We start from the raw sequence: 22,967 nt of genomic DNA on the forward strand, positions 1-22,967 counted from the left end.
TGAAAAAAACCGGGAAAAAAGAGAAAATAAATAGATGTATATTTTATGAATGGTTGGAGAGAGTATCTATGAATAATAATGCGCCCATTGGTTTTATGGATTCCGGAGTCGGCGGTCTGACAGTTGTTCGGGAAGCATTGAAGCAGCTGCCGAACGAAACGCTGTATTACCTCGGCGACTCTGCGCGATGTCCGTACGGTCCCAGACCGGCTGAGCAGGTGCTCGAATATACTTGGGAAATGACGCGTTTTTTGATGCGCCATCAGGTGAAGATGCTGGTGATTGCCTGTAACACGGCAACGGCCGTCGCTTTGCCGGAAATCAAACGCAGTCTGCCTATCCCTGTTTTGGGTGTCATCTCTCCGGGGACAAGAGCAGCTTTGAAGTCGACCCGCAACAATCAAGTCGGAGTCATCGGCACGGAGATCACTGTCACGAGCGGTGCTTATTCGACCGCATTGCAGCAGAAGTCTCCCCAAACAACGGTTTTGGAGCAGGCGTGTCCCAAGTTTGTGCCAATCGTTGAAAGTAAACAGTATGAAAGCCCAATAGCCCGTAAAATTGTCCGTGACACATTGAAACCGCTGAAAGATACAGCGATTGATACATTGGTTCTCGGCTGTACGCATTATCCTTTACTGCGTCCGCTGATTCAGGAGGAAATGGGGAGCGGCGTCACTTTGATTGATTCCGGAGCTGAAGCAATCAGCGAAGTCAGTATGCTGCTTGATTATTACGAGTTGTCAGCGAAGCCGGCCGAGCAGCTGCCGGACCACCGTTTTTTTACGACGGGGTCGAAAAATATTTTTGAAACAATCACAAAAGACTGGCTTGGTCTGGATAAATTGAATGTAACTAAAATAGATTTATAAAATGGTGGGGGAGCTTATGACAAGACATGACAAGAGAGAAACTGATGAGTTGAGACCTGTCACACTTGACGTCAATGTGCTGAAGTATCCGGAAGGTTCGGTGTTCATTGCCCTTGGCGAGACAAAAGTGATTTGTACAGCGTCTATTGAAGAAAAGGTGCCGCCGTTTTTAGCAAACAGCGGGACCGGCTGGGTTACAGCTGAATATAGTATGCTGCCGCGCGCGACAGCTACCCGCAATCGCCGTGAAAGCAGCCGCGGCAAGCTTTCCGGCAGGACGATGGAGATACAGCGCTTGATCGGCCGTTCGCTGAGAGCAGTCATTGATTTGTCCAAGCTGGGTGAACGCGCCATTATCATTGACTGCGATGTGATTCAGGCAGATGGCGGAACACGGACGGCAAGCATTACAGGTGCCTTTGCCGCCTTAAAACTGGCTGTCGACTACTTGCTGCGGCAAGGAAAAATTACTGAGGATCCAATCAAGGAATGGTTAGCAGCAGTCAGCGTTGGTATGCTGCCTGATGGCCAGTGTGTACTGGACCTTGATTATGAGGAGGACGTTCAAGCAGATGTGGACATGAATCTGGTCATGACCGAATCCGGAAATTTTGTCGAAATTCAAGGAACTGGCGAAGAAGCGACGTTTTCAAATGAACAGCTGGCAGAAATGCTGGCTCTCGGAAAGCGGGGTATCACTCAGTTGATTCAGAAACAAAGACAAGTACTTCAAGCACCGGCTGAACAGCCGCGAACAGCTGGGAAAGAACTGCTGATAGCAACTAAAAATCCGGGTAAGGCCAAAGAATTTGAAGCCATTTTTGCAGCAGAGGGCTACACTGTCAAAACACTGCTGGATTATCCGGAAATTGCTGAAGTGGAAGAAACAGGAACGACGTTTGAAGAAAATGCCCGTCTGAAAGCTGAAACAATTGCCAATCAGCTGCATCAGCTGGTGTTGGCAGATGATTCCGGTCTGCAGGTGGATGCACTTGACGGGGACCCGGGTGTTTTTTCCGCCAGATATGCGGGAGAGCCTAAAAACGACGCGGCAAACAACGCCAAATTGCTCCACGAGCTGACCGGAGTGCCGATGGACAAACGGACAGCGCGGTTCCACTGTACACTCGCTCTGGCCTATCCCGGAAAAGACTCGTTGATTGCCACCGGCGAATTGGCAGGACTTATCAGCGGTATTCCAAGAGGGGACGGAGGCTTCGGCTATGATCCGCTGTTTTATCTGCCTGACGAGGACAAAACAGTGGCGGAAATTTCGCCGGTACTGAAAAACAAAATCAGCCACCGGGCGAAAGCGATTCAACAGTTATCTCAGGAATTAAAGCAGTGGCTGGAGGATGAAACAAATCATGAAATATCTGGTAGTAAGTGATAATCACGGGGACAGAGGCATTTTGACCGATTTGCTCAACACATATCAGGGGAAAGTTGACTACATGTTTCATTGCGGCGATTCGGAATTATCTTCGACGGATGACTTGTGGCAGCATTTCCATGTGGTCAAAGGTAATACTGATTATGCCGACGATTTTCCGCTGACACAAACGGTAGATACTGGCATGGACAAAGTGTTTTTGACACACGGCCACCGGTACAGCGTCAATATGACATTAGGCGATTTGATGTTTGCCGCAGCTGAAGTCGATGCGGATATTTGTCTGTTCGGTCATACGCATAAATTAGGGGTTGAGATGATGGGCGATGTGCTGTATTTGAATCCCGGCAGCATTTTGTCGCCGCGCGGAGCATATCGGCATCTTAGGACATACGCCATTATTGAGAGTTTGCCTGACAGTTATGAGGTATCTTACTATACAAGAAATCATCAAGAAGCGGCTGAGTTGCGACGGACGTTTCTGAAAAAATAGCGCGGCGTTCGTTCGAGAGGCACCCGGAAGGTAATTAAGATTTTTCTAATTTAACTCAAAAAAACTTGGAATGCCGTTTTTTCTGCTGATTTTATTGTAAAATAGGGATGGACGAATGAAATGAAATTGGAGGCAATCCGATGATAGGAAATGCGGTACAAGAACTGTTACTTGAAAATGAAGAGTCGTTGATGATTGACGGTGAAAATGTCGCTACGCTTCTGGATACGCATCCGCTGGACCATGCACTGTTAGTGTTGACCAATATCGGTTATAGTAAAATTCCGGTTTTAGACAGCGAAGGCAGATATGTCGGGTTGATCAGTCTGTCTGCGGTGGTGGAAGCCATGTTCAACACGACAGATATCGAACCCGGGCGCTTGGCGGATTTTAAAGTTGCAGACGTCATGGAAGAATGCCGGACAGCAGTCAAACTGCCGGTGAATATAGAAAAAGTATTGAACCTGCTTGTGAATGATAACTTTGTGGTTGTGACAGACGGCAACGATACCTTCGCCGGAATCATCACCCGGAGGGAAATCCTCAAAGCAGTCAACCATACGGTTCACGAGCTTGAAACCCGTTACCATGTGACTGAAAAGACACCGGTAGTAAAAGTCAAACAAGCTCAGAAAATCAGCTGAGACAAGCAACGAAAGAAGGATGATACATGGTTCTTTGGTCGGAAAAAGCGCTGATTGAATTGAGAAGGGCGCTGCATCAGATACCTGAGATAGGGCTTGAAGAACATCAGACACAGGCATTTCTGCTGTCAGCCATCAACCGGCTGCCTCAAGCTAAACTGACGATTAAAAAGTGGCGGACAGGTATCGTTGTCAAAGTTTCAGGTTCTGCGCCGGACAAGACGATCGGCTGGCGCACAGATATAGATGGTCTGCCGATGACCGAAGAGACAGGGCTGCCGTTTGAGTCGATTCATGAGGGACGGATGCACGCATGCGGCCATGATATCCATATGGCGGTGGCATTGGGCTTGCTGGATTATTGTGTGCACACAGAGCTGAAAAACGATATTTTATTTATTTTTCAGCCGGCAGAAGAAAATGTCGCAGGCGGCAAATTGATGTTCGACAGCGGTGTTGTCGATGCTTGGCTTCCTGATGAAATCTACGCGCTGCATGTTGCACCTTGGCTGCCGGCAGGTATGGTCAGTACGAAAGCAGGGCCGCTGTTTGCCGGCGATGCCACTTTAAACATACAGTTTCGCGGTGCGGACGGACATGGCGGACATCCCCATGAGGCAAATGACATGATTATCGCAGTGACAGCTTTTATTCAGCAAGTCCAGACGATTTTGAGCCGCAATGTCAATCCGATGGATGAGGCAGTCATTACATTCGGCGAACTGCACGCCGGAAAAGCTGAAAATATTATTACCGGCGAAGCACAGCTGAAAGGCACTGCGCGGGCGTTAAAACCGGCTGTACATGATATGATTGAACAGCGCATGCGCGAAATCGGTGACGGAATTGCCAACTCCTTTCAATGCCGGGTCAACGTCGGGTTTGACCGTATCGGGTATGAACCGGTCGTCAACCATCCGGACTTGACAGAGCAGTTTATCCGCTTTGTGGCCGAAGAACGGAAGCATCCGTTTATTTTGAGCGAACCGAACATGACATGTGAAGATTTTGGCTACTGGCTGACGAAGATACCCGGCACTATGTTTTGGTTGGGGGTCGACAGTCCGTATGGTCTTCACAACAGTCGGATGGCTCCGGATGAGCGTTCGATTCAGCAGGCTGTTGATTTGCTTGCTGCCTATTTTACCAAGCGGGATGACTCAATATAATGTAAAAAAACCAATGAGAACAGAAAGTCTCATTGGTTTTTTTTACACTTTCAAATTCAGCGGCGACTCAGGTATCATAATGCCGGATTGAGTCAATGCGGTGACGTAAGCTGTCATGAACTCGGTTTTAATCTTTGCTTGAGACCCGCTCAGCACGAACATTTCCGTCCGGAAAGCAAATGTCCCGTTGCCAAGGTCAACCAGTCCGATGACATTCGGCTGCGATTTGATTTCGCTATAGTCAGCCAGTTTCTCTTCATTCACTGTCTGAAGAATGTGCTTGATGTGTTCCAGGTCTTCATCGGGTTTTATCCGAATGTCGATGACCAGGCGCAAATTGCCCCGGGAAAGATTGCTGACAATCAGTATCTCGCGATTCGGAATAAAATGAAGCGTTCCGTCAAAACTTTTTATTTGCGTGGTCCTTAGCCCGATTGTCGAGACAGTGCCTTCGATGTTGTCGATAATCACATGGTCTCCCACGTCAAGCTGACTTTCAAGAATGAGGAAAAAGCCGGTGATGACATCGTTAATGAAGCCTTGCGCGCCTAAGCCAATCGCAATCCCGGCAATCCCCGCACCGGCTATCAGCGAACCGACTGGCACGCCGATGACTGTCAGTACTGAATACGCCCAGACGAAAATCAAAAAATATTGGAAGAAGTTATGCGACAGTGTATACAGCGTCTGCAGACGGCGTTCGCTGAAGTCCTGCTTGATGTTATGTTTTTGGAACATTTTTTTCAGAATATTCGTGCCGATTTTTCTGACAATCAGCAATAAGACACAAATCAAAATAATGATGACTGTTTTTGAAACAGCGAGGGAAATCAGATTGTTCCAGTCGATGTTTTGCCAGTATCTGGAAAAGGCATTCAGCTGTTTGCCTGTTTCGCTGACGATACCGGACTCAGTCGTTGAAAGTAATATGGACACAGAAAACGAACTCCTTTGCTTGAGATTGCCAGTCTATTGTATCATGTTTTAATTAATAATTGAGAAATTTTTAAGGAAATGTTATTCTAAAGAAAAGCGGTTTGTCGAAAGGAAGATGATAAATATGTCCGGTTCAGAATTAGCAGCGCTTATCGCCGCTGTAGCTTTTGTTGTTTTTGTTATTGTCTTGATTTATTTTATCACGCAATTAAATAAAAATATCAACGGGGCTGTCAGCAGGGTCAATAAATTACTGGATGAAACCAATAAAACTGTGACAATCTTGACAAAGGATGTCGACGTGCTTTTGCACCAGACGGAAGAAGTGCTGACAACGACCAACGCTTTGTTGGAAGATGTATCGGAAAAAGTCGAGACCATAGATCCGCTGTTCCATGCAGTTGCGGATTTAAGTGAAAGTGTTTCTGATTTGAATCGCAGCAGCAGACAGATGGCTTCCAAAGTAGGTATTGTGGGTAAAAATGCGGCAACAGCGACAGTTGCATCCAAAGCAGCCAAAACTGCCGGCCGCTTCTTTAAAAGAAAACCAAGTGTTTAAATCAAGGAGGAATTAAAATGGGCAAGAAATCATGTGGCTTTTTGATTGGTGCGGTGATTGGCGGGGCTGCAGCAGCGGCTGCGGCATTATTGTTGGCACCAAAATCAGGAAAAGAAACAAGACAGGATTTGCTGCATCAGTTAGATGACCTGTCCGACGGCAAAGCTTCAAATTGTTTGAAGACGGCTACTCAGAAAAGCAATGAGTGGACAAAATTAGCCAAAGACAAGACGAAAGAATATGAATGGATTGCTGACAAAGTGGACGAAACCTTTGATAAAGCGAAAGAAACTTCCAGCGACATCCTGGCTAATTTCAAGCATAAAACCGAAGACTTGTCAGAAGACTTCAAACAAACATCAGCTGAATTAAAAGAAGAAACAGAGGAACAAGTCGAGGATATCGTACTGGATGTGGAAGAGATTGCTGATGACGTTGCCGATGCGATAGAAGAGGAAAAACAAGACATCCAAGAAGAAATCAGCGAAGAAGATGAACAACAGAACATCTAAAGGACAGCGATCTGGGTGAACAGCTGGTGAAACAAACGGCAGAGAGTGTCATGCTCTCTGTTTTTTGTTTGTCGAAACCTTGCAGCAGAGCTGTTTGTTCTAAAAAAGAAGGTTTTACACGGACTGTGTTTTCATGTATAATATTCGAGTGTTCGGTCTTTTTTGTAAAAAAAATGAAAATCATGAGCGCGAATAAGCAGCAGGAGACCTGACGGCACGAATAGCAAGAAGTAATCAGTTGTTGTCAAATCGTCTGTTAATTTGAATATTTTCAGCAATTTTCACGAAAACAGAAGTAAAACGCTTGCAAGTCGCTGGATTATTTGTTACTATTATTGCAGTGAACATGATTAACTTTGCGAATTTAAGGAGATAAAAATAATGGAGAAACAAACGATTACAATTTATGATGTCGCACGTGAAGCAGCAGTATCGATGGCGACTGTTTCCAGAGTTGTCAACGGCAATCCGAATGTCAAACCTGCAACCCGGAAAAAAGTACTTGAAGTGATTGACCGCCTTGATTACCGTCCGAATGCTGTGGCACGCGGTTTAGCCAGCAAAAAGACGACAACTGTCGGTGTCATCATTCCTGACGTCAGCAATGCTTTTTTTGCCTCGCTGGCACGAGGCATCGATGATGTGGCGACGATGTACAAATACAACATCATTCTTGCCAACTCTGACGGCGACGACCAAAAAGAAATCAATGTGCTGAATACCTTGCTGGCCAAACAAGTTGACGGGGTGATCTTTATGGGGCATCATTTGACAGAGGAAATCCGCGGCGAGTTTTCCCGTTCTAAAACACCGGTCGTGCTTGCCGGTTCAATTGACCCGGACAATCAAGTCGGTTCTGTCAATATTGATTATAAGGCAGCAACGAAAGAAGCTGTCATCAAACTAGCTGAGAACGGGCATCAAAACATTGCGTTTGTCACCGGCCCGCTAGTTGACCCGATTAACGGTGTGTACCGTTTGGAAGGTTACAAAGAAGGCTTGAAAGAAAAGGGCTTGGCATACAACGAAGGATTTATATTTGAATCCGAGTACACGTATAAAGCCGGCCTGGCACTATATGAAAGAATTAAAAACAGCGGCGCTACAGCGGCGTTCGTCGTTGATGATGAGCTGGCCGTGGGACTGCTGAACGGTTTGCAGGACAACGGGGTGAAAGTTCCGGATGATTTTGAAATCATCACCAGCAACAGTTCACTGTTTACTGAAATTGCCAGACCGCGTCTGACAAGTGTGTCACAGCCGCTTTATGATATCGGTGCAGTGGCCATGCGTTTGCTGACAAAATTGATGAACAAAGAAGAAATCGAAGATAAAACAGTTGTCCTGCCATACCGTTTAACGGAAAAAGGTTCAACTAAATAACGTGAAAAGAGGTTCTGCAAGCTTGCAGAACCTCTTTCTTTTGGCTAATCGTCTTTTTTATCTTTGTCTTCATTATTTTCAGGGCGTTTATCGGCTTTCTTTTTACGCTGTACTGGCGGGGAATACTTGGCCCAGACTGTTTTGTAATCGGCATCCGTTCCGCCGATACCGAAGCGGTAACTGCTCTGCGGCGCGCCGTCGACTGCGTAATAGCTGGTGGTCGTCTTATCGCCTGACAAGTCCTTTGTATAGTTTTCCGGCATTTGGACTTTCCCAGGGCGTTCTCCGGTAAATGTGGAGACCGTTGACTTGATGACCGATTCGTCCAGCTCAAACCGCTGGTCCACGCCGAATATCTCCGGTGCACGCTGATACACGTAGTTGGTCACGTAAGCCCAGTAAACCATATTGCTGTGACCGGCAGAGGTACTCAAGATTGTCCCGTCGTCATAACCGATCCAGCTGCTCATGGTGATTGCAGGCGTCGAGGCGGTGAACCAGTAGTCTTTGTATTCCTCACTGGTCCCTGTCTTGCCGACCCAATCGGCATTGGCCAAGTTGTTATCAACGGAGTACAGCGTGTTTTTTGCGGCCGTCCCTGTGCCTGACTGCAAGACATCGCGCATCATGTCATTCATGATACTGGCTGTTGCCGGCTTGAAGACTCTGACAGGGTCTTCTTTGTGTTCATAGACGACGTTTCCGTCTTTATCGGTGATTTTCGTGATCGAGTAGCCTTTATTGTAGACACCGCCGTTGGCCAGTGTGGCAAAAGCCCCCGTCTGCTCAAGGACAGTCAAACCATAGTCAGTTCCGCCGACTATGAGGGATTCATGCTGGTATTCTCCATCAGTCAGGTTGATATTCATTTTGTCAAAGTATTCTTTGGCAACTCCCTGTTCCCGCAGGACATCGTACAAGTTGACGACTGGGATGTTGTACGAGTTTTTCAACGATTCTCTGACGGATTTGAAGGTGCTCGTCCCGGTATTGTCGTAGTTTTTAACAGCTTTGCTCGGATCTGCTTTGTAAGTTCTCGGGAAATCGGCCAGCATGGTCTCGGAACCAATCAATCCTATATCGATTGCCGGGGCATAACCGAGTATCGGCTTCATTGTCGAAGCTGGTGAGCGTCTTGTTTGAAAGGCATGGTTATTTTGGCTTTTCTGGTAATCCCGTCCGCCGATAAATCCGTAAATGCGTCCGGTTTTGTTGTCCATCAGCACACTGCCGGTTTCGACCAGTTTGCCATTATAGCCGCCGAGAATGTCCCCGTATTGGGCAACGGCTTCTTGCATGGCATTGTAAATGTTTTTATCAATGGTTGTCTCCACCGTATAGCCGCGGGTCGCAATTTCTTTTTTAGCAAGATTCAAGTATCTCAAGTATAATTTTTTATCCGCGGCGATTTCTTCTGCGGTGATGTTGTCACCTTCATAGACTTTCATGACATTCATCATGATTTCGCCGGCTTCGTCATAGATGTAGTTATATAGAAAGTTATTCGTGTTTTGAGTACTCTGTGCCGGTGCTAGAAAATCGGCTTTTAAATCGTAGTTAACTGCTTCATCGTATTCTTTTTTGGAAATTTGTTTATCGCGATACAAGTTGAACAGCACTTCATCCTTACGTGCCATCCCGCTGCTGATGTCTTCTTTCATTTCGCCTGTGTGCGTGTAAGGCGTGTAAACAATCGGGCTTTGCGGCAGGCCGGCAATGAAGGCGGCTTGCGGCAAGGTCAAATCACTGGCGCGTTTTCCGAAAAGACCGAGTGCTGCTTCTTCGACACCGGCAATGTTTTCCCCTTTATTGTTTCTGCCGAAGGGCGACACGTTAAGATAGGCGACTAGAATCTCTTCTTTAGAAAAAAGCTGATTTGTTTTCATTGCCAGCAAAATCTCGGTGGCTTTCCGTTTATAGGACGTTTCACTGGTCAAGACTTGCTGCTTAATCAGCTGCTGTGTGAGGGTCGATCCGCCTGAGGACCCGCCCACGCCTGTGACGTCCGAAACCAGTGCCCTGAGGATGGCTTTCGGGACGATGCCGTTGTGCTCATAAAAATGCTCGTCCTCCGTAGAGATGACGGCTTGTTTTAAAAGAGGAGAGATTTCCTCTGATTTGACGGATGTTCTGACCAAATCCGATTTGATAACGGCGATGTCTTCGCCGCTGCTGTATTTCATGCGCGAAATCAGTTCAATATCATTGATTTTATGGGACAGCTCTTCTTTGGAAGGTACATCAACTGTTGAAGACAGGTAGGCAAAGTAGCCGATTCCTGTTCCCGCTGCCACTGCACCGACGGCCAACAATCCCAAGACAAAAATCATCAAGAGGGAGCCGGCTACACGGTAGGCGACATTGAACTTGAAAACAGGCGACGTATCCTTTTTTTTCTGTTGTTGTTTCGAACGCGGGTTGCCTTTTTTTAGCGACACTGATTTTCACCTCAAACATTAATATCGTTTATTATATCATTTAATCTGAAAGCTGCCTAGATTTTCCGTTTTTTAGGCGGGATAATGTTTTTTTTCAATAAATAAAATGCACAAACCTCTTTCATTTCAAACGTCAATCGGTTAAGATGTTAAGTAGCTTATAAATTTAGGAGGGGTAATATGTCAACAGATTTTCTATCTGAATTAAGGGATCGTGGACTTATTTATCAGATAACGGACGAAGAAGCGATTAAAAAAATGATGAACGAAGAGTCCGTGAAATTGTATATCGGTTTCGACCCGACTGCTGACAGCCTGCATATAGGACATCTCTTGCCGATTCTGATGTTGAAACGGTTCCAGATAAATGGTCATATTCCTGTTGCGCTGGTTGGGGGCGGCACAGGAATGATCGGCGACCCGTCGTTTAAGGATGCAGAACGGAATTTAAACTCGGCTGAAACAGTCGAACGGTGGGCAGCCAGTCTGAAAAATCAGCTGTCGCGCTTCATTGATTTCGATGATCCGGATAATCCGGCAATCATTGCCAACAACTACGACTGGCTCGGCAAACTTTTGCTGATTGATTTTCTTCGCGACATCGGCAAAAACTTTACAGTCAACTACATGATGAGCAAAGAAAGTGTCAAACGTCGGATTGAATCGGGTATTTCTTACACAGAGTTTGCTTACCAACTGCTTCAAGCCTACGACTTTTTGAAACTGTATGAAACAGAAGGCGTGCTCATGCAGCTGGGCGGCAGCGACCAGTGGGGCAACATCACCTCAGGTATCGAACTGCTGCGCCGGGAAAAAGATGTGCAAGGATACGGCATCACCATGCCGCTGATTAAAAAAGCGGACGGCACAAAATTCGGCAAAACAGAAGGCAACGCTGTCTGGCTGGATGCTGACAAGACATCACCGTATGAATTCTATCAATTCTGGATTAACACAGACGACCGGGATGCGGTTCAGTTCCTGAAATATTTCACGTTCCTGACTCCGGATGAGATTGCTGACATAGAAAAAGAATTTATGGCAGAGCCGCATAAACGGGCAGCACAAAAAGTGCTTGCCAAAGAAGTGACGACACTTGTTCACGGCGAGTCAGCTTACAATCAGGCCATCAAAATTTCAGAAGCGCTGTTCAGCGGCGACATCAAGGAACTGAATGCGGCAGAAATCAAAGCCGGCTTCAAAGATGTCCCAAGTTATGAAGTAGCAGCATCAGATGATTTAGGTCTGGTCGAAATGCTGGTAACTGCCGGCATCGTGCCGTCCAAGCGTCAGGCACGCGAGGATATCACCAACGGCGCCATCTACATCAATGGTGAGCGGGTGCAGGATTTGGCGTACGTCTTATCGGATAAAGATAAAATCGAAGGGCAGTACACTATCATCCGCAGAGGAAAGAAGAAATACACGCTGTTAAGTTTTAATTAAAAAAGATGCGTGGCAACGGCACGTTGATATGATGCCGTTTCTGCGCTCTTTTTCAGCTCTCAAAGAAATGGGCAAGCATTTCCCTTGTTTCACCCATTAAAACTTTATACAATTTAAGAGATGAAACGAAGAGGAGTAGATGTTATGTTAATAGGCTCGCATGTTAGTATGAATGGCAAAAAAATGTTGCTGGGTTCCGCTGAAGAAGCCAAGAGTTACGGCGCGACCACGTTTATGATTTATACAGGAGCACCGCAGAACACAAGAAGAAAACCTGTCGAGGAGCTGAATATCCAAAACGGTCTGGCTTTCATGGAAGAAAACGGGCTGGATGTGCAGAAAATCGTAGTGCATGCACCTTATATTATCAATTTGGGAAACACCATCAAACCGGAGAACTTTGAGTTTGCGACGGAATTTCTCCGTCAAGAAATTTTGCGGGTGGAAGCGATTGGCGCAACACAAATCACGATGCATCCCGGGGCGCACGTGGGAGCGGGTGCGGATGCTGGCATTGCCAAAATCGTTGAAGGCTTGAACCGTGTGCTGCGTGCCGACCAGGTACCTCAAATCGCTTTGGAGACTATGGCGGGCAAAGGCACGGAAATTGGCAGGACATTCGAGGAAATTGCGAAAATCATCGATGGTGTCACGCATAATGACAAATTGTCGGTCACTCTTGACACATGCCACATTCATGATGCGGGTTACAATGTACGCGAAGACTTTGACGGTATCCTGAACGAGTTTGATAAAATCATCGGTTTGGACCGGCTGAAAGTGATTCATGTCAACGACTCCAAAAACAGTCAAGGTGCGCATAAAGACCGCCACGCGAATATCGGCTTCGGCGAAATCGGCTTTGATGCGCTGAATTACGTGGTGCATCATCCGCAGTTGACAGAGTTGCCGAAGATTTTAGAGACGCCGTATGTGGGAGAAGACAAAAAAACCGCGAAAGCACCGTATAAATATGAATTGGCAATGTTTAAAGAAGGCGTCTTTAACGAGCAGCTGCTGGAAGATATCATAAACCAGAAATAAAATGCCGAAGAGGCTTTTCATTCCAGTCTATTTTTAGTAGAATAATATATTGTGAAACACTTCAACGTGAGAGGAGAGAATATCATGAGCACAGGACTAGTTATTTTAATTGCCGTTGTCGCATTGCTGGCTGGAGCAGTTGGCGGCTTCTTTTTGGCAAAGAAAACATTTGAAAATGAGTTAGAGAAAAATCCTCCCGTTAATGAGGATATGTTGCGGATGATGATGGCGCAAATGGGTCAAAAGCCGTCAGAGAAAAAAATTCGTCAAATGATGCAAAACATGCAGAATCAATCCAAAAAAGCTAAAAAGTAGCTTTTTGTGTGATGCTGCATCAGTATCTTTATGTGTCAAACGGGTTCCTTTTCAAGGTGCCCGTTTTTATTTTGTTGGAAGAGGAGTGAAGGTATGAGTGTTTACAAGAAGTTGGGATGGTTTTTTAAGCAGGAGAAGAAGGCTTATTTAATCGGGATTACAGCTTTGTTGATGGTGTCTGTCATCAATCTGCTGCCGCCCAAAATAATCGGGATGATCGTGGATGATATCGCCGGCCGGCAGCTGACGTTTCAAAAAATGATTTTTTGGGGTGGCTGGCTGGTCATTGCGGCTGTTGCCCAATATTTGCTGCGTTTTGTCTGGCGTACAAAAATTTGGGGAAGTGCGGCCAAACTAGAAAAACTGCTGCGCCAGCGGCTGTTTCATCATCTGACCACTATGGACCAGATTTTTTTTCAAAAGTATCGCACAGGAGATTTAATGGCGCATGCCACCAATGATTTGAATGCTATCCAGATGGTTGCCGGCGCTGGTATTTTGACCTTTGCCGATTCATTTCTGACAGGGGCGATTACGATTATCGCGATGATGGTTGTCGTTGACTGGCGCTTGACGTTGATTGCCCTAGTCCCATTGCCGTTTCTGGCGGTGACATCACGGGTTTTAGGGAATAAACTGCATGATGCTTTCAGGGAATCGCAAGCAGCTTTTTCCACATTGAATGACAAGACACAAGAAACGATTACCGGCATCAAGGTAATCAAAACATTCGGGCAGGAAAAAGAGGAAGTCGAAGATTTTCAGGAAAAGGTCGATGACAGCATCCGCAAAAACAACCGCGTCAATTTCCTTGATGCCCTGTTTGACCCGTTCATAACACTGATTATCGGTGCTTCTTATGTGGTGACAATTATTTTGGGCGGCTACTTTGTGAAAAATAATGAGATTACCATCGGACAATTGATTACATTCATTAATTATATCAATATGCTGGTTTGGCCGATGTTCGCCATTGGCCGTTTTTTCAACGTGCTTCAGCGGGGCAATGCCAGCTATGACCGGGTTGAGGAATTGCTGCGGGAAAAATCCCATATCGTCGAAGCGGTCAAAGGGATTGACACACCGGCTCACGGCAATGTCGACTATCATGTGAAGCGCTTTAATTACTACAACGATGACCAAGTGACATTACAGAATATCGACTTTACAATTGAAGAAGGACGCACACTCGGGATTGTCGGACGGACAGGTGCGGGGAAAACAACGATTTTGAAACTGCTGATGCGGGAGTACGACGAATATGAAGGCGAAATCAATTTTGGCGGCCACAGCCTGCAGACATACAGCCTGGATGCTTTATTGACATCTATCGGCTATGTGCCCCAAGACCACTTTCTCTTTTCGATGACAGTCCGGGACAACATCCGCTTTGCGAAACCGGATGCTTCACAGGAAGAAGTTGAGCATATTGCCAGAATAGCGGCGATTCATGATGATATCCTCGGATTTTCAAACGGCTATGACACGATGGTCGGTGAGCGCGGTGTGTCCCTTTCAGGCGGACAAAAACAGCGGATATCGATTGCGCGTGCTCTGCTCGCCGACCCGGAATTGCTGATTCTGGACGACGCACTGTCGGCCGTCGATGCGAAAACAGAAGAAAAAATACTGGATAATTTGAAAACCCTGCGTCAAAATAAAACGACGATTATCAATGCACACCGCTTGAGCAGTGTGATGCATGCGGATGAGATACTGGTTATCGACCAAGGTCAAATCACTGAGCGGGGCACTCATGATGAACTGATTGCTTCCGGCGGCTGGTACAAAAAAATGTATGACAAACAGCAGCTTGAAGCCAAGATAGAAGGGGGGAACGAATAATGGAAGAGTCACAATCGGCTTGGGCCAAATCATTCACATTAAGCGAACAAAACACAATCATCAAACGGTTATTGCTGTTTGCCAAACCGTTCCGCAAAAAATTTATCCTTGCATTGACTTGTTCCCTGCTTTTAGCAGTGATTAATATTTTGCTGCCAAAGATTTTACAGCTTTACATGGATGATTATTTGACGACGGATTCAGCCACGACACGCATCATTCTTTATTTTGCGGCGCTGTACGCAGCGGGCATCATCATCAAAGCCCTTGTCTGGTTTTGCCAATGGTACTTGTATTCGAGCGCGTCTCTTCAGACATATCAGTCGATTCGTGTTGCTTTGTTTGAAAAGCTGCAGACACTGGGCATGCGCTATTTCGACCAGACGCCTGCCGGCTCCATTGTGTCCAGAGTGACCAATGACACAGAAACACTGTTTGATTTCTGGCAAGTGTTTCTGATGGTGCTGACGGCAATTTTCGGTGTTCTCAGTTCGTTTACGGCAATGTCTTTCATCGATCCAAAATTGACACTCATTTGTCTGCTGTTTCTGCCGGTTTTGCTGCTGATTATTTGGTATTACCAAAAATTCAGCTCGCGGATTTACCGGGGGATGCGGGAAAAATTAAGCACGCTGAATACGAAGTTGAATGAATCGATTTCCGGCATGAGTATCATTCAGTATTTCCGCCAAGAAAAACGGCTGGAAAAAGATTTTGATGACACCAACAGCGACTATTTGGATTCGCGTTTTGCCATGATACGGACGAATGCCTTGCTTTTGGCGCCTGTCATCAACTTGCTGTTTGCGCTGGGGACGGCGGTCGTTTTGTCTTACTTCGGCATTTTATCGCTTTCTTCACCGGTCGAGGTGGGACTGATTTATGCATTTATTTCATATCTCCAGCAGTTTTTTAATCCGATGACCAACATGATGGATTTTTTGAGCATTTTTCAAGACGGTTTGGTTGCCGGCAGCCGGATTCTCACGATTTTGGACCACGAAGAACTCGCTCCCCAACAAGATGAAGACGCGGATGCCACAGTAACTGAAGGAAAAATCGAGTTCCGCGACGTCAGTTTTTCTTATGACGGAAAGCAGAAAGTGTTGAAAAATATCAGTTTTACCGCCAATCCGGGTGAAACAGTCGCCCTCATCGGCCACACCGGCAGCGGCAAAAGCTCGATTATCAATGTGTTGATGCGGTTTTACGAATTTTATGAAGGTGATATCCTGATTGACGGACGAAGTATCCGGGAGTATCCGATTGACGAGCTGCGGCGCAAGATGGGACTGGTGCTGCAAGATGCGTTCATGTTTTACGGCGACATCTCACGCAACATCCGATTGCTGAACAAAGACATCTCCGACAGTGAAATCGAAGCGGCATCCCGCTTTGTGCAGGCTGATACATTTATCAATACATTGCCGAAAAAGTATCATGCCAAAGTGCTGGAGGGAGGCACCAGTTTTTCCAGCGGGCAGCGGCAGCTGGTTTCTTTCGCCAGGACAATCGTGACTGACCCGAAGATTCTCGTACTGGATGAAGCGACAGCAAACATTGATACGGAAACAGAGGGGCTGATTCAAGAAGGACTGGCTCGGATGAGGCGCGGTCGGACGACGATTGCCATCGCCCACCGGCTGTCAACGATTAAAGATGCCGACCTGATTCTGGTACTTGAAAAAGGCCGAATCGTTGAAAGAGGCACGCACGACGAGCTGATTGCGCGCGCAGGCCTGTATTATGACATGTACCGCCTGCAAAATGCGCAGGTGTAAGCACTGACCGTATAAAAAATAAAAGCTATTCTATGACTTGTGACGGCAAGCTTAGAATAGCTTTTTTCTTTGCCAGCCAGCAGCCTGTGTTTCTTTATGTTATCTTAAACTTCTTTTGAGCTGGGTTTAAGATTCGTTTTTTAAACTAGAGTTAACAAGGAATACTTCAGGAGGGGACAGAAGATGATAACGTGTGAACACATGACTAAAAAATATGGCAGGAAAACGGTGGTCGAAGATTTGTCCTTTGACGTCAAAAAAGGCGAAGTGTTTGCCTTGCTTGGGGCAAACGGTGCCGGAAAGACGACCACCATTAAAATCTTGCTGGGACTTGCTGCTGCAACATCAGGAAGGGCAGAAGTCGATGACGGCCTCAGCATCGGCTTTTCACCTGAATCACCGTACTTTCCGTCTTTTCTTACAGGGCGGGAAGTCTTGCGCTATTACGGTAAATTGAGCGGACTGTCGAATAAAAAATTAAACGCAGTGATTCCGCAGTTGTTGTCAGAGGTCGGCTTGGAAGACGACAAGGTCATAGTCAAATATTATTCAAAAGGGATGCTGCAGCGCTTGTCGCTGGCACAATCCTTGCTGGGTGAGCCGCAGCTTTTGGTTTTGGATGAACCGACCAGCGGGCTGGATGCGCTCGGGCGTCTGGAAGTGTTGACTCTCATCAGCCGTATGAAAGCAAAAGATATCACGGTGGTTTTCAACTCCCATATTCTAGACGATATCGAACGAGTCTGTGACCGCGGCATTATTTTAAAAAAGGGCCGACTAGTCAGCGAATGGGAGAAAGGTATCACTGCGCCTGACAAAACATTGGAACAATATTTTATCGAAAGTTTGCAGGAAGAGGAGTAAAAAAATGAAAACAGCCATCGTATTAAATACAGTTAGAGAAAAAATCAGAAAGAAACAGATTTTGTCAACCGGACTGATTACCGCCGTTTTGCTGTTTTTCTTTGTCAGCGGCAATTCAACCATCACTATCGGTAATCAGCAAGTAACTGAGCTGTCCATGCTCCTGCCCATTTATCTGACGGTCGGGTCTCTTGTTTGCGGATTGGCAGCTATCTTGCTCAGTGCCGGCAGCATCCCGGCAGAATATGAACGGAAGAGCAGCTATCTTGTGTGGGTGAGAGATATCCCTCAAAGTGTGTATCATGTGTCTGTTGCGGCGGGGAACAGTCTTGCTGCCGCAGCCACTGCCGTGTTCTTCTATTTGTCGTGTCTGATTTTTTTGTTAGTAAAGCAAGCTGACGTCAATCTGTTTTTGCGGCTGCCTGCTGCATTTTTGCTGACGTTGGGACTCGTTGTGGCGCTGTCATTTCTGACGACCGGTTTTTCAGTCAAATTGCCGCCGGCAGCAGCGGGTGTGTTGGTCAGCAGTTTGTTTATTTTAGGTATGCTCAAACATGTGTTGACGTTATTATCAAGCAGTCTGACAGGGGCGTTGTCAGTCGTTTTGAAAAGAGTCGTCCGCTTCGTGCCTGATTTTTACGGGATTTCTTCACAGTCCGCCAATTATCTAATAGACAGCCGCATAGACTGGCATTCTGTGTTTTTGCTGCTTCTGACAGCTTATGCGGGCTTAGTCCTATTGTGGATGTTGCGACGGAAGGAGGCGTAATCAGATGACACGCAAAACAATTATCACCATACTAAAAGTTGTTTCCGGCATGTTATTAGTCGCAGGTTATTTACTGACCGGTACTTACGGGTTAAGTCCAATCAATCAGCGGCTGTATCAGGAGGCTTTGGCATTGCAGCCGGTAGTTGACGATCTGAATTTTTCCGAGTTTCGCCTGAGCGACTACCCTGTCGCCATCTATGACGGCAAACATGACTATGTACTGGATAATGGGAAAGATATCGCCAAACGTCAACCGGTCCTTGGTGCTCTGGCTGCCACGACCTATGAAGTGAACGGTCACTATGAAGTATTTATACCGGAATTCAAGACGTATCAGATGATGGAATACGGTACTGCTGATTCTGAGAGCAAGAAGGATGTGATGGAATCACACTTTATCAGTATGATTTGGCACGAGGCATTTCATGCCTGGCAGATGACACATTATTTCCCGGCACTTAAAGAGTGGGGCACAGAAGAGTTGGACATTCAGGAAATCGACGGCAACCCAGCGGTAAAAGAACTCTACACACACCAATACAAACTGCTGAAACAAGCTGTGTTAGAAGAGGATACAGACATCATCAAACAGCTGGTCCGTAAGTTTTTAAACATTGAAGCTCAGCGTCAACAATTATTGCCCGAAGAAGTCATCGGTTTTGAAAACCGTACTGAGTTGCTTGAAGGTTCCGCCTACTATGTGGAAAGTCAAGTGATTTTAGCAACAGCTGGCAAAGAACGTTATCACGATTATTACATCAGCGACATGGCTGAATATCGCGAAGGCAGAATCAAATATTATGTATCCGGCATGGCAAAACTGACCCTGCTTGACAAGCTGGGGGTCGCATGGAAGAATGAATTCAACATGAGCCGCTCAATCACTGATTTATTGGCGGAAAGTCTGGAATAAGAATGTTGGAGGAGACAAATGACTTATACGATTTTAGCTGCAGATGATGAAATAGAAATGCTGGACGCTCTGGAGCTGTATATGACCAAAGAAGGATTTTCTTTTATTAAAGCACTGGATGGCATGGAGGCGGCAGCTGTCTTTCAAAAGCAGACCGTCCATCTTGTGCTGCTTGATATCATGATGCCCAAGCTGGACGGTTTTGCCGTGCTGAAAAAAATCCGTGAAACCAGCGCAGTCCCTGCCATCATGGTGAGCGCGCGGGATGCTGATTATGATAAGATACTGGGGCTGGAACTCGGTGCTGATGATTACATCACCAAACCGTACAATCCGCTGGAAGTTGTTGCCCGCGTCAAGGCATTGCTGCGCCGCTACTATGATTATGCGCCGGCGGAAATAGAGACGGCCCAAACCGTTCTGACCCATAAAAATCTGGTGCTGCATGTTGATGAAGGCGTACTGCTGAAAGAAGGGCAAGAGATTACACTGACCTCGACGGAATTTAAAATGTTGAAGCTGTTTATGGCGCATCCCGGACGTATTTTTACCCGTCAGCAGATTTATGAAGCAGTCTGGGAGGAGGCCTATTACGGTGATGATAATACGGTATCGGTCCATTTAAGCAATCTCAGAAATAAAATTGAAAACAATCCCAAAAAACCGGCCATTCTGAAAACTATCAAAGGTCTGGGATACAAAATGGAGAAATAAATCATGGGAAGAAAAAAACGTGGTATCTTTTCAACCATCGTCACCAGCTACGTGCTGTTCAGTTTTTTGCTGGTCGTGTCGCTAATCGCTGCCATTTTAATCGGCGGTTCGCTGCTTATTATGGGCAGCAAGCCGATTGTCAATCCATATGAAGCAATGGACGATACGGACTCTGTTTTATACAAAATCGGCGGCTGGACAGAAGTACTGGATGCCGGACGAAATGTTATTCAAGTGAAAGGCGAAAAGAAAGATGACGTTACTCACTATACCTTTGCTGAGCTTATCGAGCTTGAGGACATGTCTTCGGAAAAAGGGTACACTGCGTTCATCGAAAACTATGGCGACGGTTACCGATTGTTTAAAATTGCCAATGACGGTTTGCTGTCAACCAACTACACCATTGAAATTTCAAATAAACATCCAGTGGGCAATACGAACACAATCATTGGGATTTCTTTTCTTATTTTCTATGTTGTCAATATCGGACTCATCAGCTTTTATTTAAAACAAAAAATCAGTAAGCCGATGAAGGCGCTGAAGCAAGGGATTGTAGCTGTCAACAAAGGAGAAGAGGCGATTATCCCGACATCCAAAGGACCAAAAGAATTTGTAGAGATCCATCAGTCCTTCAACGATATGGTCGAAGAATTAAATCGCAGCAGGCAGGAAAAACAGGCGATGGAAAACAGTCGCACGCGCATGCTGCTTAATCTGTCGCATGATATCAAGACCCCAATTTCGACTATTAAATTGTACGCCAAAGCATTAAGGGACAAGCTAGTGACAGGGCAAAAGGCAGATGATTATTTGTGGACCATCGACGCCAAAGCAACCCGAGTGGCCGAATTGTCCGACGACATGTTTACGTTGTTGAAACTGGAAGACAGCGACTATCAGATTTCCCTTAAGAAAGAAGATGCCGGGGAGATGGTGAGAGAAGTTTGTGCTGAGTACTATGATGAAATTGTCGAAGCAGGCCTCACGTTGGAGCTGGCGATTCCAGATTCATTTGTGGCAGTTCAGGCGGACAAGAAGCTTTTCCGGCGGGTGATTGCCAACCTGCTGTCCAATGCGGTTAAATATAATACGACGGGCCAAATGATAATTGTGTCTGTCAAGCAGCTCTTAGGGAGGCCTACTGTGATTACTGTGTCAGATGATGGCGAACCGATTACTGCGGAAACCCGAAACGATTTGTTCAGTGCCTTCACTCGCGGCGATGCCGCACGTTCAAGCTCCGGCGGGACAGGTTTAGGCTTGTCGATTGCCAAAGGAATTATCGAAAAACACAACGGCGAGCTTCATTATAAACGGGAGCAGCAGCTGAACACATTCGAAATCATCATTTAGACGATACAAAGCATAAATTTCGGTCACTGTCCCCGCAGTGCCCAATAAAAGCTGGTCTGAACCTTTGCGGCGTTAATAAAAACGGCAAAAGTCCAGACCAGCTTATTTAATAGTGTGTAGACTCAATCAAATAGTATGCTTCGTTTTCCAAATACCGGAACGCCAGCGCTTAATCATCATCACGGACCGCAATCCTTCATCTATGGTATATGCCAGCCAGACACCCAGCAGCCCAAGTTTGGCGGGAATTGCAAGAACAAAGGAGAAGGGGAGACTGATGACCCAGAGAACAAGCAGGCTGCAAATCAGCGGGAACTTGACATCACCGGTAGCATTCAATGCGCCGACGAGAATCATATTGACCGCGCGTGCCGATTCGAGAAAAATATCGACAAAAAAGACGACTTTGGCGATGGCGATGACTTCCTGATTGGACGTAAAAATGTGCATGATAGGTTCAATCGCCAGCCAAGTGAAAAAGCAGATAACGGCTGAACTGACGACCCCGATGACGACTGTCCGCATTCCCCGTTTATATGCACGGTCATACTGTCGGGCACCGATATTGCGCCCGATAATGATCTGATTGCCTTGGCCGATGGAAGAAGCTATCAAGTAAACGAACTGCGTAATGGTTGTGACATAAGATTTTGCAATCAGCATGTTAGCGCCAAGAGATGCGACAATCATTGTTACCACCACTTGTGACGCTTGATAGGACAGACTTTCTCCAGATGACGGAAGTCCTAAAGTGAGAATTTGTTTCAAAACTTTCAGGGAACAGTCTTTGAGACGAATCTTCCAGACAGAAAAGCCGATGTGAACTTTCAGCAAGTAGAATACAATCAGCAGGCCGATGGTGTTGCTGACGGCTGCGGAAATAGCCAAGCCGTTGACCCCCAATGTCGGCAGCCCGAATGGACTGTACAATGCCAGATAGTTGCCGACAAGTGTTAAAAGGAGGGCGGTCACGGGCACCTGCAGAGCTTCCCTGGTCTTGCCGTGACTCCGCAAGACAGCAATCGCCCCGGCAGTCATCGCGGAGATAAACAGGCTGGCACCATAAATTTGGATGTAACCCGTTCCGATGTCAACAATGTCTGGAGGCAGATTCATCAGCTGGAGCAGTTGTTTGGGAAACAACAAGAAGACCAGACTAATCAGAGCACCGATACCTAATGCACCAGTCATAGCAGTCGAAATGACACTGTGGATTTCTTGCTGTCTGCGGGCACCAATCAGCTGGGCAATAATGATTTGTGCACCAACAGTGATGAAGCCGTAAATGAACACAGTTAAATTCAGCAGCTGGTTGGCTGAACTGACAGCGGCAACGGCTGGTTCAGAGTAATGGGAAATCATCCAGACATTGACATTGCCGATGAAGACACGTAAGAAAAGTTCAATAAAAATCGGCCAGCTTAAAAAAATGAGTTCTTGATCGGAAATACTGAGTTTATGTTTAATTGAGGTTAAAAATTTCATACAGGGGTTCGTCACCATCCATTATTTCAAATTATG

Annotated in this window: 21 protein-coding genes; 18 read left to right on the forward strand and 3 right to left on the reverse strand. The window is 46.2% G+C overall.

Annotated features, from left to right (window positions below; genetic code table 11):
• Positions 1–68: 68 nt before the first annotated feature.
• The 5 genes from racE (at position 69) to CBF27_RS04830 (ending at position 4,571) form a co-directional block, all read left to right on the forward strand.
• Positions 69–872, forward strand: a complete 804-nt coding sequence (gene racE / locus CBF27_RS04810) for a glutamate racemase (protein WP_126812943.1) — start codon at positions 69–71, stop codon at positions 870–872.
• A 16-nt stretch (positions 873–888) separates the two neighbouring features.
• Positions 889–2,262, forward strand: a complete 1,374-nt coding sequence (gene rph, locus CBF27_RS04815; RefSeq protein WP_126812945.1) for a ribonuclease PH — start codon at positions 889–891, stop codon at positions 2,260–2,262.
• Entirely contained in the window at positions 2,240–2,758 is a 519-nt protein-coding gene (locus CBF27_RS04820; protein WP_126812947.1) for a metallophosphoesterase, read from the forward strand. Before rph ends, CBF27_RS04820 begins: the two co-directional genes overlap by 23 nt.
• Positions 2,759–2,898: 140 nt before the next feature.
• Positions 2,899–3,402, forward strand: coding sequence for a cyclic-di-AMP-binding protein CbpB (gene cbpB, locus CBF27_RS04825; RefSeq protein ID WP_126812949.1), 504 nt, complete (start codon positions 2,899–2,901; stop codon positions 3,400–3,402).
• Positions 3,403–3,428: 26 nt separating this feature from the next.
• Entirely contained in the window at positions 3,429–4,571 is a 1,143-nt protein-coding gene (locus tag CBF27_RS04830; RefSeq protein WP_126812951.1) for an N-acetyldiaminopimelate deacetylase, read from the forward strand.
• A 42-nt stretch (positions 4,572–4,613) separates the two neighbouring features.
• On the opposite strand, the gene CBF27_RS04835 is transcribed toward CBF27_RS04830, so the two are convergent.
• Complete coding sequence (locus tag CBF27_RS04835) at positions 4,614–5,507, reverse strand: mechanosensitive ion channel family protein (protein ID WP_126812953.1); 894 nt, start codon at positions 5,505–5,507, stop codon at positions 4,614–4,616.
• Between the two features lie 124 nt (positions 5,508–5,631).
• On the opposite strand from CBF27_RS04835, the gene CBF27_RS04840 reads away from it, so the two are divergent.
• The 3 genes from CBF27_RS04840 (at position 5,632) to ccpA (ending at position 7,961) form a co-directional block, all read left to right on the forward strand.
• Positions 5,632–6,066 carry a DUF948 domain-containing protein gene (locus CBF27_RS04840; protein ID WP_126812955.1) on the forward strand — a complete coding sequence of 145 codons (435 nt, stop codon included), beginning with the start codon at positions 5,632–5,634 and terminating at the stop codon, positions 6,064–6,066.
• A gap of 17 nt (positions 6,067–6,083) precedes the next feature.
• The gene (locus CBF27_RS04845) at positions 6,084–6,578 is read left to right on the forward strand and encodes a YtxH domain-containing protein (RefSeq protein WP_126812957.1); all 495 of its coding nucleotides are present in this window, start codon (positions 6,084–6,086) and stop codon (positions 6,576–6,578) included.
• A 381-nt stretch (positions 6,579–6,959) separates the two neighbouring features.
• Positions 6,960–7,961: a catabolite control protein A gene (gene ccpA / locus CBF27_RS04850; RefSeq protein WP_126812959.1), complete on the forward strand. Its 1,002-nt coding sequence runs from the start codon at positions 6,960–6,962 to the stop codon at positions 7,959–7,961.
• A gap of 44 nt (positions 7,962–8,005) precedes the next feature.
• Here ccpA and CBF27_RS04855 read toward each other — a convergent pair whose 3' ends face one another.
• Positions 8,006–10,399 carry a transglycosylase domain-containing protein gene (locus CBF27_RS04855; RefSeq protein WP_126812962.1) on the reverse strand — a complete coding sequence of 798 codons (2,394 nt, stop codon included), beginning with the start codon at positions 10,397–10,399 and terminating at the stop codon, positions 8,006–8,008.
• 180 nt (positions 10,400–10,579) lie between these two features.
• On the opposite strand from CBF27_RS04855, the gene tyrS reads away from it, so the two are divergent.
• The 10 genes from tyrS to CBF27_RS04905 all read left to right on the forward strand — a co-directional run bounded on the left by tyrS (position 10,580) and on the right by CBF27_RS04905 (position 21,446).
• Positions 10,580–11,845 (forward strand): tyrosine--tRNA ligase, encoded by a 1,266-nt coding sequence (gene tyrS, locus CBF27_RS04860; protein WP_126812964.1) that lies wholly within the window; start codon positions 10,580–10,582, stop codon positions 11,843–11,845.
• A 144-nt stretch (positions 11,846–11,989) separates the two neighbouring features.
• Positions 11,990–12,889, forward strand: coding sequence for a deoxyribonuclease IV (locus tag CBF27_RS04865; protein ID WP_126812966.1), 900 nt, complete (start codon positions 11,990–11,992; stop codon positions 12,887–12,889).
• Positions 12,890–12,970: 81 nt separating this feature from the next.
• Positions 12,971–13,204, forward strand: coding sequence for a YneF family protein (locus CBF27_RS04870; protein ID WP_126813202.1), 234 nt, complete (start codon positions 12,971–12,973; stop codon positions 13,202–13,204).
• Positions 13,205–13,297: 93 nt separating this feature from the next.
• Positions 13,298–15,049, forward strand: coding sequence for an ABC transporter ATP-binding protein (locus CBF27_RS04875; RefSeq protein ID WP_126812968.1), 1,752 nt, complete (start codon positions 13,298–13,300; stop codon positions 15,047–15,049).
• A complete protein-coding gene (locus CBF27_RS04880) occupies positions 15,049–16,830 on the forward strand; it encodes an ABC transporter ATP-binding protein (RefSeq protein WP_126812971.1) in 1,782 nt (593 codons plus the stop codon). Before CBF27_RS04875 ends, CBF27_RS04880 begins: the two co-directional genes overlap by 1 nt.
• Positions 16,831–17,013: 183 nt before the next feature.
• A complete protein-coding gene (locus tag CBF27_RS04885; RefSeq protein ID WP_126812973.1) occupies positions 17,014–17,694 on the forward strand; it encodes an ABC transporter ATP-binding protein in 681 nt (226 codons plus the stop codon).
• A gap of 4 nt (positions 17,695–17,698) precedes the next feature.
• Positions 17,699–18,463 carry a hypothetical protein gene (locus CBF27_RS04890; protein ID WP_126812976.1) on the forward strand — a complete coding sequence of 255 codons (765 nt, stop codon included), beginning with the start codon at positions 17,699–17,701 and terminating at the stop codon, positions 18,461–18,463.
• A 4-nt stretch (positions 18,464–18,467) separates the two neighbouring features.
• The gene (locus tag CBF27_RS04895; RefSeq protein WP_126812978.1) at positions 18,468–19,379 is read left to right on the forward strand and encodes a hypothetical protein; all 912 of its coding nucleotides are present in this window, start codon (positions 18,468–18,470) and stop codon (positions 19,377–19,379) included.
• Between the two features lie 18 nt (positions 19,380–19,397).
• A complete protein-coding gene (locus CBF27_RS04900) occupies positions 19,398–20,093 on the forward strand; it encodes a response regulator transcription factor (protein WP_126812980.1) in 696 nt (231 codons plus the stop codon).
• A 3-nt stretch (positions 20,094–20,096) separates the two neighbouring features.
• Positions 20,097–21,446 carry a sensor histidine kinase gene (locus CBF27_RS04905; protein ID WP_126812981.1) on the forward strand — a complete coding sequence of 450 codons (1,350 nt, stop codon included), beginning with the start codon at positions 20,097–20,099 and terminating at the stop codon, positions 21,444–21,446.
• Between the two features lie 126 nt (positions 21,447–21,572).
• Here the strand turns inward: CBF27_RS04905 and CBF27_RS04910 are convergent, their stop codons facing one another.
• Positions 21,573–22,931: an MATE family efflux transporter gene (locus tag CBF27_RS04910; protein WP_126812983.1), complete on the reverse strand. Its 1,359-nt coding sequence runs from the start codon at positions 22,929–22,931 to the stop codon at positions 21,573–21,575.
• Between the last annotated feature and the right edge of the window lie 36 nt (positions 22,932–22,967).

This window comes from Vagococcus acidifermentans, from assembly GCF_003987655.1.
Taxonomy (GTDB): domain Bacteria; phylum Bacillota; class Bacilli; order Lactobacillales; family Vagococcaceae; genus Vagococcus_B; species Vagococcus_B acidifermentans.

Excerpts from the sequence above, each read along its gene's own strand:
- cbpB (WP_126812949.1), top strand. The coding sequence starts at position 2,899 with ATGATAGGAAATGCGGTACAAGAACTGTTACTTGAAAATGAAGAGTCG.
- CBF27_RS04905 (WP_126812981.1), top strand. The coding sequence starts at position 20,097 with ATGGGAAGAAAAAAACGTGGTATCTTTTCAACCATCGTCACCAGCTAC.
- CBF27_RS04885 (WP_126812973.1), top strand. The coding sequence starts at position 17,014 with ATGATAACGTGTGAACACATGACTAAAAAATATGGCAGGAAAACGGTG.
- tyrS (WP_126812964.1), top strand. The coding sequence starts at position 10,580 with ATGTCAACAGATTTTCTATCTGAATTAAGGGATCGTGGACTTATTTAT.
- CBF27_RS04875 (WP_126812968.1), top strand. The coding sequence starts at position 13,298 with ATGAGTGTTTACAAGAAGTTGGGATGGTTTTTTAAGCAGGAGAAGAAG.
- ccpA (WP_126812959.1), top strand. The coding sequence starts at position 6,960 with ATGGAGAAACAAACGATTACAATTTATGATGTCGCACGTGAAGCAGCA.
- racE (WP_126812943.1), top strand. The coding sequence starts at position 69 with ATGAATAATAATGCGCCCATTGGTTTTATGGATTCCGGAGTCGGCGGT.
- CBF27_RS04840 (WP_126812955.1), top strand. The coding sequence starts at position 5,632 with ATGTCCGGTTCAGAATTAGCAGCGCTTATCGCCGCTGTAGCTTTTGTT.
- CBF27_RS04820 (WP_126812947.1), top strand. The coding sequence starts at position 2,240 with ATGAAATATCTGGTAGTAAGTGATAATCACGGGGACAGAGGCATTTTG.
- rph (WP_126812945.1), top strand. The coding sequence starts at position 889 with ATGACAAGACATGACAAGAGAGAAACTGATGAGTTGAGACCTGTCACA.
- CBF27_RS04900 (WP_126812980.1), top strand. The coding sequence starts at position 19,398 with ATGACTTATACGATTTTAGCTGCAGATGATGAAATAGAAATGCTGGAC.
- CBF27_RS04845 (WP_126812957.1), top strand. The coding sequence starts at position 6,084 with ATGGGCAAGAAATCATGTGGCTTTTTGATTGGTGCGGTGATTGGCGGG.
- CBF27_RS04865 (WP_126812966.1), top strand. The coding sequence starts at position 11,990 with ATGTTAATAGGCTCGCATGTTAGTATGAATGGCAAAAAAATGTTGCTG.
- CBF27_RS04910 (WP_126812983.1), bottom strand. The coding sequence starts at position 22,931 with ATGAAATTTTTAACCTCAATTAAACATAAACTCAGTATTTCCGATCAA.
- CBF27_RS04890 (WP_126812976.1), top strand. The coding sequence starts at position 17,699 with ATGAAAACAGCCATCGTATTAAATACAGTTAGAGAAAAAATCAGAAAG.
- CBF27_RS04830 (WP_126812951.1), top strand. The coding sequence starts at position 3,429 with ATGGTTCTTTGGTCGGAAAAAGCGCTGATTGAATTGAGAAGGGCGCTG.
- CBF27_RS04880 (WP_126812971.1), top strand. The coding sequence starts at position 15,049 with ATGGAAGAGTCACAATCGGCTTGGGCCAAATCATTCACATTAAGCGAA.
- CBF27_RS04895 (WP_126812978.1), top strand. The coding sequence starts at position 18,468 with ATGACACGCAAAACAATTATCACCATACTAAAAGTTGTTTCCGGCATG.